Consider the following 13,053-nt stretch of genomic DNA (forward strand, 5'->3'; position numbering starts at 1 on the left):
CCCGCTACGATGGGGGCGTGCTGTCAACCGCCCCCCTTTCGGCCCTGCGATTCCACGTGCGCCAGGTGCCCCGGTCGTCTCCGTTGGCGCGTGCCGGACTCCTCGATTTCCTGCCCAAGGCGCGGGGCGGGTGCGCGTGGATGGGGCAGCGGCGCTCGATCGTAGGAGTCGGCACCGCTTGGAGGTTCGCGCACCGCGGCCCCGGGGCCATCGCCGGATTCCGCGAACAGTGGGCGGCGGTGGCCGGCACTCCCCACTCCCCCGGCCCCCGGCCGGTCGCCTTCGCGTCCTTCGCCTTCTCCTCCGGGGTTTCCGTCGCGGTTGTTCCCGCCGTGGCCGTCATCGACTGCCAGGGCGAGCGCTTCGTCGTCCGCGCGGCCGCCTACGATGCCGGAACGGAACACGCCGCCGACACGGCCCCCGCCTCGGGCACCGGCGCACCCCCCGCGCCCTCGGCTGTGGATCCGGCGGACCTGCCCGCCGATCCGCTCGGAGCCGCCGCCGCGCTCCTGGAGGGCCGCTCCCCCGTCTCCGTGGCGCGCCTGGTCGGTTCCGAACAGGGTTCGATGACCCGGGGCCAGTGGCGCGGACAGGTCACCCGGATGGCGGCGCTGCTGCGCGGGGGCCGCGCCCAGAAGGCCGTCCTGGCACGGGACATGATCGCGCGCGTTCGCGACTTCGACGAGCGCTGCCTGCTGGAGCGCCTCGGCGCGCTCTATCCGTCGACGTGGGTCTTCGGCGTCGAGGGCCTCATCGGGGCGACCCCCGAGATGCTCGCCTCCGCGCGATCCGGGCGCGTCTTCTCGCGCGTCCTGGCGGGGACGTGCGCACCCGGCGGGGGCCCGGCGCTACTGGAGTCCGACAAGGACCTGCGCGAGCACACGCTCGCCGTCGAGTCCGTGGCCTCCGCCCTGCACCCCCTGTGCTCCGACCTGCGCGTCCCCCGCGAGCCCTTCCTGTTGGAACTGCCCAACGTCACCCACCTCGCCACTGACGTGTCGGGCGTCCTGGACGCGTCGCTGTTGGACGCGGTCGCCGCCCTGCACCCCACGGCTGCGGTCTGCGGGACACCGCGCCGCGACTCCATGGAGCTCATAGAGCGCTACGAGGACACGGACCGGGGCCGCTATGCGGGTCCCGTCGGCTGGATCGACACCGCGGGCGAGGGCGAGTTCGCCCTCGCCCTGCGCTGCGGCCAGGTCGAGGGCGCTGGGTCGGGGGCGGAGGAGGACTCCCGGATCAGGCTCTTCGCGGGCGCCGGGATCATGCCCGACTCCGACCCGGAGGCCGAGTTGGCAGAGACGGAGGCGAAGATGCGGGCCCTCCTGGACGCCCTCGGCGCGCACTGAGACACCGCACGGCGGCGTGCGGCGGCGAGGCGGAAAAGGGCTCCGCACCGATGACGCCCGGGCGTCATCGGTGCGGAGCCACTGGCCGGGACCGCCTTGTGCGGCTGCCCTCACTTGGCCTGGAGCACCACCTGGACCTCGTGTGAGGCGCCGTCCCTCACATAGGTGAGTTTCACGGTGTCCCCACCCTTGTAGCGGCGGATGTAACCGGTGAGCTGCTTGGCGGAGGAGACCTCCTGGCCCTCCACTTGGGTGATGACATCGCCCTTGCGCAGGCCTGCCTTGTCGGCCGCCCCGCCCGAGGTCACATCCGCGATCTCGGCCCCCGCGTAGGTGTCGCCGCCGACACTGACGGTCGCGGTCGCGATATTGACACCGAGCACCGCGTGGCTGACAGTGCCGTTGGCGATCAACTGGTCGGCGACGGAGGTCACCAGGTCCGAGGGGATGGCGAAACCGAGGCCGATCGATCCGGCCTGCCCGTCCGAACTGGTGACCGACTTGATGGACGAGTTGATGCCCACGACGGCGCCGGTCTGATCGAAGAGGGGACCACCGGAGTTACCGGGGTTCAGCGAGGCGTCGACCTGGATGGCGTTCGTGATCACCGTGTCCGAGGAGCTCTGGTTGCGCTTCTGCTGGCCGAAGGGATCACTGGAGTCCCCCTGCCCGTTGTTGTTGGAGGAGTCGTCGTCCACGGCCACCTCGACGGGCCGGTTGAGCGCGGAGACGATCCCCGTCGTCACGGTCTTGGACAGGCCCAGGGGCGCGCCGATCGCCATGACCGGCGATCCTACGGTGAGCTGCGAGGACGAGCCGAATCGCGCGACCGTCAGATCCGAGGGGGGGTTGACCAGCCGGATGACGGCGAGGTCGGTCGTGCGGTCGTGGCCGACGACCTCAGCGTCGTAGATGCGCCCGTCAGCAAGCGTCACCTGGATCTTCCCGCCGGATTGCACGGCGGCGGAGATGACGTGGTAGTTGGTGACGATGTCGCCCTTGGCGTCGTAGACGACGCCGGATCCCATGCCCGTGGACGAGGAGCTCTGCACCTGGATCGTCACCACTGCGGGGGACACGGCGGAGGCGACCGCCTGCCAGTCGGGGGCGGAGCCCGTGGACGCCACGGACGCAACCGTCCCGCCGTTGGCCGGGGGGGCCGACGTGTTCTGGGTGGAGTCGGGGCGGAGCACGAACCACAGGCCACCCGCAGTGACCAGTGCCGTGACGAGCATCGAGGCGACGAGGGCGAACCATCCCGGCCCCTTCTTCGCGGCGGCTTTCCCGGTCACGGGCGCGAGCTCAGGCGCGCCCTGCTGCAAGGGCATTTGGCCGACTGGCGGGGGGAAGTCGTGGGAGCCGTCGCCGCCCGGAGCCGCCTGCCCGTAGGCGGGGGACGCCTCAGCGGGGGGCTGCCCGTAGGCGGGCCCGGCCTCGAGCCCCGCCTGCCCGTAGGCAGGGGACGCCTCGGACTGGAACTGCCCGGCGGCCGCGCTGGGCAGCTGCGCGGTCTCCTGCACGCGCGGCAACTGCATGGTCTCGCCGACCCTTGGCAGTCGAGTGGTCTCCTGGGCGTTCAACGGTGCCGCGGCGCCGTCGGTCCTGGGCAGCCGCGCGGTCTCCTCAGCGCCCCGCGACCACGTTCCCCCCCGCATGCGCGGGAATTGTTCCGTCTCGGCGGCACCGGGAGCAGCGGACGGCGCCTGTGGCACAGCACCAGCGGCGGGCGCCTGCCCGGTGCCTGACGCGTATGGGGTCTGCTGGACCTGGTCGGTCCACGCCTCGGGCCGGGTCCCCGGATCGCGGGGCACCCACTGGGAGTTCTCGTCGCTCATAGATCCTTCTCGTTACTGGCTCGTTACGGGGTTGTGCGTTGAGTCAAGTATGCACGCCCTTCATTCCCAACCACTGGGGGTTCACTGAAAGTTGTCTGAATCCTCATATCCGCCCGGGAGCCGCCAATCCGAGTGCCGCGGCGCTGCCCGCCGTGGCGTAGAGTCCGGCGGCGCGGCTGATCGGCACGTGGAGGACGCGCACTCCCCCGCCGTCCGCGCCCGTCCGCAGCGCCCCGCGCAGTCCGTCGGCGTCCAGCCGCTGGTAGCGGGCGCCGTAGGCGGCGGCGAGTGCCGCGATATCGGTGCTCTGCCCCGCCCCGAACCACCGGTCGTACAAGTCGGCGTGCTCGCGCCGCCCGTGCTCCAGGGTGGCGAAAATCCCCCCGCCGTGGTCGTCGGCGACGACGATGTCCAGGGGCGCGCCCTCCGCGGCGGCGAGCGCCAGCGACGAGGCGTCGTGGAAGAAGGCGAGATCGCCCAGCAGGACGACGATCCTGGGAGCGACCGCCCCACTCGCCCCCAGCCCCCGGGCGATGCCCGCAGCCGTCGCGATGGTCCCGTCGATGCCGGCCAGGCCCCGGTTCGAGTGGATGCGGCGCCCCGCCAATTCCGCGCACACGAGGTCGACGGCGCGCACCGGGTTGGAGGCGCCGAGCACGAGCGGGCCGTCGGAGGCCTCCTCGACCGCACGCGCGACCTCGAACATGGTGGGCGGGGCCTCCTGGGCCACGCATCGGACGACGAGGGCGTTGATGGCGGCGCGCGCCGCGCGGTCCTGCTGCTCCCACTGGCGCAGCCAGCCCGGTGGCGCCCAAACGCCCCCGGCCCCTCCGGTATTCTCCCGCTGCTCCGCGCCGTCCCCCACTGTGGGCGGGGCCAGGGCGGCCACGACGGCGTCGGCGTTCGCGGCGGGATCGCTCCACTGCGGGTGGGGGTCGACGACGACCAGGCGCACGTCGGGGCGCGCCAGCAGCGCGTTGACCGCGCGCGAAAGGGTGGGCCTGCCCGTGAGGACGACCGTCTCGATCCGCTCGGCCAGCTCCGAGGTGAGCGCCGCCTGCTGGTGGGCGAGGACGCCGCCGGGGCGCGAAGCGGCGTGGACACCGCTGGACGGCTCGGCGAAGAGGGGCATCCCCGCGCGCCGCGCCCATTCGACGGCGCCCGGGTCGGCGCCGTCCCCTGCGACGACGACGCCCCTTGTGGGCGCGGGGACGGCCTCCTCCCATGGGGTGGCCCTGGGGGCGGAAGCGGCGACCAGGGGCGCCCTCCCCGCGGGCACCGGGGCCTCGACGCGGTGCCCGCCCGTCCCGGCGGGGACCAGCGGGTCCCTCAGTCCGACGTTGACGTGGACGGGGCCGGGCGCGCCCGTGGGGGCGCCCCGGGCGGCTGCGGCGGCGCGTGCGACGAGGCCCGCGAGGCGCCCGGCGTCCTCCGCCCCCGCTGGGATGTCCCATGTGCCGCGCACATGGGAGGCGAACAGGCCGACCTGGTCGGTGGTCTGCGAGGCCCCCACCCCCCGCAGTTCGAAGGGCCGGTCGGCGCTGACCACGACGAGGGGCAGGCGGGCGTGGCTGGCCTCGGCGACTGCGGGGTGCAGCTCGGTGACGGCGGTGCCACTGGTGGTGATGACGGCCGCCAGGACGCCCGCGCGGGCAAGGCCGACGCAGTAGAATCCTGCGCTGCGCTCGTCGATGGCCACGGTCGTCCCGACAAGTCCTCCGAGGTCCGCGAGCGCATATGCGAAGGGCGCGTCCCTGGACCCGGGGCAGTAGACGACGTGCCCGACTCCAGCCCCTATGAGGGAGCCGACGATAGTGCGGGCAGCCAGGATCGACGGGTTCTCAGTCATGGGCCCACTCTAGCGGCACGCGCGGCACGCCCCGGGCGGGGCCGGACCTTGCGCAGGAACCGGGCCACCCCGGCAGGACCAACACACCGGGACGGAACGGTGCGCCCAGTCGGACCGGTGCGCGCGGAGCACTGCGCTGGACCCGTGTGCCGGGAGACCAGCGCCCCCGGTCGAACAGCACACGGCACCCCGCCGTGGCGCGGCCTCACCTGTCGAGGATGTGCGGCGCGCAAGCCATGAGCCGCGCCAACCACTTCGACAGCAGGTCGCCGTCGACGGGGCTGTGGTCGATGAGCTCGGGGTCCGGGCTGCGGGTGGCGACGTGGATGCGCCCGCCGGACACCTCCAATGGCGCGGTGATATCGGCGGCCAGCAGGCTCGCCGTGGCCAGTCCGCACGCCAGGGCCTTGCCGGGCAGGGCGGCGGCTGTGCGCACGCCGGCGGCGAGGCCGACGGAGGTCTCCAGCGCGGAGGAGACGACGACCCTGAGCCCAGTGTCGCGGGCGATGCGAAGGGCCCGTTCTGGGCCGCCGAGCGGTGCGATCTTGATGACGGCGACCTGGGCCCCGCTCATCCGGGCGGCGGCGACGGGGTTGGGCGCCCGCCTGATGGACTCGTCGGCAGCAATGGGCACGTCGATGAGGCGGTGCAGCTCGTAGAGCTCGTCGGCGGTGGCGCAGGGCTGTTCCACGTACTCGATGGGCACGTCCCCGGCGGCGCGCTCGAGCTCGTGGATAGCGGTGACCGCCTGGTCCACGTCCCACGCGCCGTTGGCGTCGAGGCGGATCCAGCGTTCGCGTTTGACGGTGCGGGTGAGGGCATCGGCGACCGCCTCGACGCGCGCGCAGTCCTCCTTGAGGGTGGATCCGGGGTCGGCGACTTTGACTTTCGCGGTGGCGCAGCCGTGGGATTCCTCGACCCGGGCGGCGGCGGCCTCGGGGCCGAGCACGGGAACGATGACATTGACGGGGACGCTCTTGCGGCGGGTGAAGGGGATGGGCACGGTCGCCTCGTTGATGGCCGCGTCGATCCACCGCGCCGACTCCTCGGGACCGTAGTCCCAGAAGGGAGCGGCCTCGCCCCACCCGGCTTTGCCGTGCAGCAGGATCCCGTCGCGGCTGGTGACCCTCCTGAACCGGGTCCGCATGGGCACCGAGTAGACCAGGAGGTCCTTGACGGCTTTGAATTTCTTGCGCAGCAGCGGGGGAAGCGTTCTCATGGGGATGCGGGTGAGCGTCGCCGTGGCGCGGGTCTTCGTCACTGGCCCTTCGTCGGGCGTCAGGCGGGTGGTCATGGGCTTCCCCTGGGTGGTGAGCGCGGCGGGATCCGTACAGCAATGTCATTATCCCGCTTTTCTGTCGGTCGGGAAAGCGGTTGTCTCAGAGAGGGTACGCTGGTTGCATGAGCGCCCTCCCTTATGTTTCAGACACTTTTGACCGGGCACGGTGGCGTCCGGTCGAGGATTTCTCCTTCACGGACATCACCTACCACCGCGGGATCTCGCGGGGTGTGGAGTTGGACGGGCGCGAGGCGGGCGCCGACATGCCCGTCGTGCGGGTGGCCTTCGACCGGCCGCAGATCCGCAACGCGTTCCGGCCGCTGACGGTCGATGAGCTGTACACGGCGCTCGACCACGCACGGCGCACCCCGGACGTGGCCGCCGTGATCCTCACGGGCAACGGCCCCTCCCCCAAGGACGGCGGGTACTCCTTCTGCTCGGGCGGGGACCAGAGGATCCGGGGGCGCGATGGCTATTGCTACGAGGTGGAGGGGGCCGACGCCTCGGCGGACACGGGGCGCAGGCGCGAGCAGGTGGATCCCGCCAGGGCGGGCCGGCTCCACATCCTGGAGGTGCAGCGCCTCATCCGCTCGATGCCGAAGGCCGTCATCGCGGCGGTCCCCGGGTGGGCGGCGGGCGGGGGGCACTCGCTCAACGTCGTCGCGGACCTGTCGGTGGCGTCGGTGGAGCACGCGGCCTTCATGCAAACGGACGCGAACGTGGGCTCCTTCGACGCGGGCTACGGCTCGGCCCTGCTGTCGAGGCAGGCCGGGGACAAGCGGGCGCGCGAGATCTTCTTCCTGGCTGAGCGCTACGACGCCAGGACGGCCGAGCGGTGGGGCGTGGTGAACCGCGCCGTCCCCCACGCCCAGTTGGAGGAGACGGCCCTGCAGTGGGCGCGCACTATCGCCTCGAAGTCGCCGCAGGCCATCCGTATGCTGAAGTACGCGTTCAACCTGGCTGACGACGGCCTGGCCGGCCAACAGCTGTTCGCGGGCGAAGCGACGCGCATGGCGTACATGACGCCCGAGGCCCAGGAGGGCCGCGACGCCTTCCTGGAGCGCCGGGCCCCCGACTGGTCGCCGTACCCGTACTACTACTGAGCGGCCACTGGGCGAGGTGGCCGACGGGAGTGTCGCCGGGCGGGGCGCCACACACTACCCGACGCTCCCCCGGGCCAGTGGCACCCCCAGCGGGGCGCCACACACTACCCGACGCTCCCCCGGGCCAGTGGCACTGACGGAGCGCACTGCCTCCCGCTTTCTTCGCACAGAACGCAGGGAACGGGCGACCGCCCAACCAGTTACCGCTCACAGGCGATACCGTCCTTGTCCCGGTCGAGACCCGGACGATAACCGGGGTCGCCCTGGTAGAGGGGAGCCGCCCCGGCGGCCCGGGCCTCGGAGCAGTTCGCGTAGTACACAGACGCGGGCGCCTGGGCGGGTGCTGGCTCCTGCGCCGTCGGCTCCGGCTCGGGAGTCGTCGCCCTGGGCGTCGGCGACGGTTCGGGAGTGGACGTCGCGCGCTTCGGACTGGGAGTCGGCGACGAGGCGGGGGCGCGCGTTGTCCGGGTCGGGGAGGGCGACGGCGCGGGAACGGGAACCGTGCGGGTGACGGTCATCTTGACGACCGTCGAAGTGCTGGCCTTGGCACCGCTGGGATCCTGGGCGGTGACGGTGTAACCGTCACCGTAATGGGGCTCCGTGATGGCAGCGCCCTGGTCATCGCTGACCGCGACTTCTGCGAACCCCGAACCCTTCAAGGTCTGAACGGCCTGGGGGAGCTCGGCGCCCACCACAGTGGGCACATCCCGCCCACCACATGATCCCATCGCGCCCATCACCGCGAGAACACCGACCGCACTCGCTAGCCAACGCTTCCATTTCCTCGAATCGGACGCCATGACCCCTCCTTCGGGAACATAGACCAAACAGGGAACGATCATCCGAACCCTTGTTCAGTATCCTAGGGTAATGGGGCGCACGGCCGCACAGATTCCGAAGGAATGCCCCAGGGCGATACGGCACGCCGCAATTCGACCTGCCCGGGGCAATCCCTGAATACGACGGCAGGAGGGGATCCAAGACCGGTCGGGCTCTTTGGCGGAGCCCCGTATAGCAAAGCACGCCGACCGGGAAGGCGCGCGGGCCGTTCTATAACTGGAGCCACATTCTCAGAGGAGCCCCGTACCCAGAAGGTGTGCACCTGGTCCGTTTTGCAAGTGATGTCGCGTTTTCATAGGGAAGTCTCGCCCCCCGGTCGGGCGCTCGGACTGTTTCGCAAGTGAAGCTGAGACTTCAAAGGGATGCCGCGCTTTGCAAGTGTTATAACACTTGCAAAGCGCGGTATCCCCGTGAAAGCGGAGGCATCGCTGTGAAAGTGGGGCCCACCGTGTCGGTACCGCTGCAAGAACAGCCCACAGCGCGCAACACCCGGACTCAAACACTCGCCGACAAGGTGTTCCCACTGCGGAACACCGATCCTGACGGACAAGCACTGCGCCCTCCGGCGCCCGAGGCGCAGACCAGCGCCGCCTCAGTCCCCTCCCTGGGAGCACCGGGCAGGGCAGAGAGCTGACCGAATCCACCAACAGCATGCCCACAGCCACCACAAGCGGCCCCATTCCCAGCGACCAAGCCAAAACCATACCCAAATTAGCGAGCCGACCAGCCGCCACCCCCACCACGGAACCCTCCCGAACCCAACGAACAGCATCGGGGCACGAAACCACCTACTGGGGCAGGACAACCCCCACTGGGGCAGGTTAATAACCTGCCCCAATACACCGTAACCTACCCCAATGCGGAGCCCCGCCCGCTGCACATTCGACGCCCCGACTCCTGCGGGCTCCACTGCGAATCCGGGTGGCGGCGGGCGGGAGTGGTCCAAAAAGCGTCTGAGTTTCGGGCGGGAACGGGGGCTTGGCGGGCATGTGGTCCAAAAAGCGTCTGAGTCCCACCGAATCCACCCGAATCCGGCCAAAACCACCAAACCCAGACGCATTTCGGACCACCCACGCGCGGAACCCGCCGAACACAGCGAAACCCAGACGCATTTTGGACCACCAGACCACCAGACCACCAGACCACTGGACCACGAGCAGCGCACCACCACCGCACACGGAAGCCAACCTTACCGAGCAGGTGACGGGAGCGGTGGATATGACCATCACGCGCAACACCCGTATCCTCCCTTCCCCCGGACTCAGCGGGAGCAGTGTACCGGCCAGACCACAGGCCCGCCCCAATACACTCCAACCCGCCCTATCAATGACCCGGAACACCCCCAGGCCCACCAGGTTCTGCGACAAGATGTGCCTCGAAGCGCTCCACGCAGCGCTCCAGCTCCGGACTCGACAGCCACCCCCTCGTCCCGAAAAAGTCACGGAAACACGCGACCACGAGCATGCCTCCGGGTCGTCCCGCCGCACGCCCCCGTGGAACACGGCCCATCCCCACGGGGCCACGCCATGGGCATAGGAGAACCAGGACCCCTATCGCGCAGCCCGGGCCGGTGGGACGGGATACGCGACCACGGGCATAAGAGGACCGGGCCCCGATGGGACCCCGGCCTCGTGTGCTACCGGCGCGCCGCGCGCCCGGAGCGGTCAGTAGTGGACGACGACGGTCGAACCCATGTCCGCCCAGTCGTAGATGAACTTCGCGGCGTCCACGGGCATGTTCACGCAGCCGTGCGAGCCGCCGTAGCCGCTCCACCCGAAGGAGGACCGCCAGGGCGCCCCGTGCATCGCGTAGGAGCCCGTGAAGTAGGTGACCCACGGGACGCCCTCTGTCTCGTACTTCGAGCCGTCGGCGTTCTCGCCGCGCATCGTCTGGGTCTCGTATTTGAGGTAGACGTGGAAGGTCCCCGTGACCGTGGGGGTGCCGGGGGCGCCGGGCACCATGTAGAAGGGCCCGCCCGCGACCTTGCCGCCCTCATAGGCGGTAACCGTGTTCGCGCTCAGGTCGATATCGACCCACTTCTCGCCCTCGGCCGCCTTGTAGACCAGGTTCTCCGTGCCCTCCGCGACCTGCTTCGTGTCCCACGAGGGGGCGACGTCGTCGTAGTGGAAAGTGCCCGAGTAATCCTTGCCGTCGGAGAGCGAGGCCATCAGGTCCTTGATGATCTGCTCGGTGTTGTTGGTCTTAAGGCCGGACTTGCCCTCGCGGGCGACTGTGAGGACCTTGCCCTCCGAATCCACGTTGTTGACGCCGTTGACAGGCGCCACGTCGGATTCCTGGGCGGTCTTGTTCACCCAGTCGGCCACCTTCACCTTGTCCAGGGAGGGGGCCTCCAGGGATCCATCGCTCTTCGTGAGGAACTCGACCCACTTGACCTTGTCCTCCTGGGTCGCCCGGTAGGTGTCGATCCCGTCGTCGATGGCCACGTCCTGCGCGATCAGGGCGCTCGCCTCGTCGGCGGCGCGCTGGGCGTCGGCGGTCGTGACCACCGGGTCCATCTGCTTGGACGACACGTCAGTGCTGTTCGACGACAGCGAGGCAGCGGCGGACAGGACAGCGGCCCTCACCTCGTCCGTGTCCACGCCGTTGCCCTTCTGGTCCGGGACGACCGTGAAGCCCGTGCCGTCCGAGGAGGCGCCCACCTGGGCGTTCTTCATCTCCGTCGTGAGCGTGGAGTTGACCTTCGCGGTCAGCTCGGCCACCGAGTCGTCGCTGGTCGTGGTGACGGGGGCGATGTCGGTGGAGGCGAAAAGGGCTCTGAGCTTCGTCATGAAGGACGTGGAGTCGGGGACGGCCGCCTTGGCGGTCGCCTCGGCGTCGACGCTCACGCCCGCGTCGGTGAGCGGGGCCGTGGTCGCCTGCCCCTCGACAGTGATGGTCACCATCGCGGCGTCGGCGCGCGATCGCACGAGGTCGGCCACCTCCGCCCGGGTCATGCCGGCGACGGAGGTCCCCGCCACCGACGTGTGGGGCAGCGCGCGGGAGGAGTAGTTGGCCGCGTAGACGACGCACGCGGCAGCAGCAACGAGGACGACGGCCACGAGGGATCCGATCGCCCACTTGTTCCGAGCAGACAGTTTTCCAAGCATCACGGGCAATACTAGCGCCCCAGCCCTGCGCCCGGGTAGTGGATGTAGAAATTTCAATTGCGGTTCCGCGCACACCGGGCGCCCGCCTGGGCCCACAGGGGGCCGCTCCCCCAGGCCGGAGGGCATTGGAGGGCGCCACTGACCCCGGTGCGGCACCGGCGACCACCGTTTGCAAGGTTCGCCACACGCACGTGACCAGGGACGCCCGCCCTTGGGCAGCGGAGGGGCGTTTGCGCAGCTTATGATTGATTCGGGCCCACCAGTCAGCTCTCGTTCGGGAGGTTCACAATGGCAACGCCACGAGTGCTCGTCGTGCCCGGCGGCACCGGCGCCGGAGCCGCCGCCCTGGCGAACGCGTCCCTGCACAAACTGATCGAACTCCACGAGGCGCGCCAAGCGGACCCGTCCCATCCGGCCCCCCGCACCATCGTCGTCCTGCGCGATCCCGACCAAGTCCCGCCCTCTACCCTGCGCGGCACCGCATTGCAGCCGTCCGAGGCGTTCCCCGCCGACGAGTACCCCGATGTCGCCGCGCACGTGGACGACCCCGGGTTCTTCGACGGCATCGACCTGGTAATCCCCACCTCGGGCTCCAGCGCCGGAAACCCCCGCTTGGTCGGCATCTCCACCGACGCCCTGGTCGCCTCCGCCAAGGCCACCGAGGCCGCGCTGTCCGGCCCCGGCAGGTGGATCCTGGCACTGCCCACCCACCACATAGCGGGCGCGATGGTGCTGGTGCGCGCGGCGGTCGCGGGCACCGACCCCCAGATCGTCGACTGCACCAACGGCTTCGACCCCCGCGACCTGCTGCCCGCTGTCGAAGGCGCCACCCGGGACGGGGCCCCCGGCTACCTGTCGGTCGTGCCCACTCAGCTCTCCGCGTGCCTGGACGCCGGGGACGAGGTCGTCTCCGCCCTGAGGGGGCTATCCGCGATCCTCGTCGGCGGCGCCGCCACGAACCACCTGCTGCTCGAACGCGCCAAGGGCATGGGCCTGCCCGTCGTCACCAGCTACGGCATGACCGAGACCTGCGGCGGCTGCGTCTACGACGGCGTCCCCCTGCCGGGCACGACCGTGCGCGCCATCGACCAGGGCATCCACATGCGCCTCGCCATCGCAGGCGACACCCTGATGACGCGCTACCTCACCGGCGACCAGCCCTTCTTCGAGGAGTGCGGCCACCGCTGGCTCATCACCGCCGACATCGGGATCATCCTCGCCTCCGGACTGGTCGAGGTGCGCGGACGGGCAGACGACGTCATCGTCTCCGGCGGCCTCTCCATCGCGCCCGCGCCCATCCGCAGGTGCATCAGGCAGCTCGACGAGGCGTCCGACGCGTGGATCATGCCCACCGACGACACCAAGTGGGGGCAGGTCGTCACCGCGCTCATCGTGCCGCGCGAGGCCCCCATCGACGCCACCGCGATGGCGAGCCTGGGACAGCGCATCCGCGACCACGTCGCCTCCACCCTCGGGCGCATGCAGGCCCCGCGCCGCGTCGTCGCCGTCGATTCCCTGCCCTACCTGGGCTTCGACAAGGTGGACCGGGCCGCCGCCGCCTCCCTCGCCTCGTCGCTGGCGGGCACCGACCGCGACTGGCGCAGGTAACGGGGGCGGCCACCGCCGCGCTGCCGGGGCGGGCGTAACCATCGCCTTCAGGCGCAGGTAACGGGGGGGACGGGCACCGCCGC

8 protein-coding genes are annotated in these 13,053 nt (G+C 70.7%); 3 read left to right on the plus strand and 5 right to left on the minus strand.

Annotation, left to right across the window (positions count from 1 at the left end; all coding sequences use genetic code 11):
* The first annotated feature begins 17 nt into the window (after window positions 1-17).
* A complete protein-coding gene (locus G447_RS0105915; RefSeq protein WP_131295698.1) occupies window positions 18-1,349 on the plus strand; it encodes an isochorismate synthase in 1,332 nt (443 codons plus the stop codon).
* Window positions 1,350-1,459: 110 nt separating this feature from the next.
* Here G447_RS0105915 and G447_RS0105920 read toward each other — a convergent pair whose 3' ends face one another.
* From G447_RS0105920 to G447_RS0105930, 3 genes are all read right to left on the minus strand, one after another.
* Window positions 1,460-3,184, minus strand: coding sequence for a S1C family serine protease (locus G447_RS0105920; protein ID WP_026430395.1), 1,725 nt, complete (start codon window positions 3,182-3,184; stop codon window positions 1,460-1,462).
* Window positions 3,185-3,287: 103 nt separating this feature from the next.
* Complete coding sequence (gene menD / locus G447_RS11160; protein ID WP_051226260.1) at window positions 3,288-5,033, minus strand: 2-succinyl-5-enolpyruvyl-6-hydroxy-3-cyclohexene-1-carboxylic-acid synthase; 1,746 nt, start codon at window positions 5,031-5,033, stop codon at window positions 3,288-3,290.
* Between the two features lie 205 nt (window positions 5,034-5,238).
* Window positions 5,239-6,327, minus strand: a complete 1,089-nt coding sequence (locus G447_RS0105930) for an o-succinylbenzoate synthase (protein WP_005871502.1) — start codon at window positions 6,325-6,327, stop codon at window positions 5,239-5,241.
* Between the two features lie 107 nt (window positions 6,328-6,434).
* Between G447_RS0105930 and G447_RS0105935 the strand changes: the two genes are divergently transcribed.
* Window positions 6,435-7,415 carry a 1,4-dihydroxy-2-naphthoyl-CoA synthase gene (locus G447_RS0105935; RefSeq protein WP_034476523.1) on the plus strand — a complete coding sequence of 327 codons (981 nt, stop codon included), beginning with the start codon at window positions 6,435-6,437 and terminating at the stop codon, window positions 7,413-7,415.
* 200 nt (window positions 7,416-7,615) lie between these two features.
* On the opposite strand, the gene G447_RS12375 is transcribed toward G447_RS0105935, so the two are convergent.
* Together G447_RS12375 and G447_RS0105945 are read right to left on the minus strand one after the other, a co-directional pair.
* Window positions 7,616-8,119 carry an excalibur calcium-binding domain-containing protein gene (locus G447_RS12375; RefSeq protein WP_165577596.1) on the minus strand — a complete coding sequence of 168 codons (504 nt, stop codon included), beginning with the start codon at window positions 8,117-8,119 and terminating at the stop codon, window positions 7,616-7,618.
* Window positions 8,120-9,919: 1,800 nt separating this feature from the next.
* Window positions 9,920-11,362, minus strand: a complete 1,443-nt coding sequence (locus tag G447_RS0105945) for a L,D-transpeptidase family protein (protein WP_026430398.1) — start codon at window positions 11,360-11,362, stop codon at window positions 9,920-9,922.
* Window positions 11,363-11,650: 288 nt separating this feature from the next.
* On the opposite strand from G447_RS0105945, the gene G447_RS0105950 reads away from it, so the two are divergent.
* Window positions 11,651-12,970, plus strand: coding sequence for an AMP-binding protein (locus G447_RS0105950; protein WP_026430399.1), 1,320 nt, complete (start codon window positions 11,651-11,653; stop codon window positions 12,968-12,970).
* Window positions 12,971-13,053: the final 83 nt, after the last annotated feature.

It is taken from the genome of Schaalia georgiae DSM 6843 (assembly GCF_000429245.1).
GTDB lineage: Bacteria > Actinomycetota > Actinomycetes > Actinomycetales > Actinomycetaceae > Pauljensenia > Pauljensenia georgiae.

Bases quoted from the DNA above. Each gene is read 5' to 3' on its own strand.
- G447_RS0105920 (WP_026430395.1), bottom strand. From the start codon at position 3,184: ATGAGCGACGAGAACTCCCAGTGGGTGCCCCGCGATCCGGGGACCCGG.
- menD (WP_051226260.1), bottom strand. From the start codon at position 5,033: ATGACTGAGAACCCGTCGATCCTGGCTGCCCGCACTATCGTCGGCTCC.
- G447_RS0105930 (WP_005871502.1), bottom strand. From the start codon at position 6,327: ATGACCACCCGCCTGACGCCCGACGAAGGGCCAGTGACGAAGACCCGC.
- G447_RS0105935 (WP_034476523.1), top strand. From the start codon at position 6,435: ATGAGCGCCCTCCCTTATGTTTCAGACACTTTTGACCGGGCACGGTGG.
- G447_RS0105945 (WP_026430398.1), bottom strand. From the start codon at position 11,362: ATGCTTGGAAAACTGTCTGCTCGGAACAAGTGGGCGATCGGATCCCTC.
- G447_RS0105950 (WP_026430399.1), top strand. From the start codon at position 11,651: ATGGCAACGCCACGAGTGCTCGTCGTGCCCGGCGGCACCGGCGCCGGA.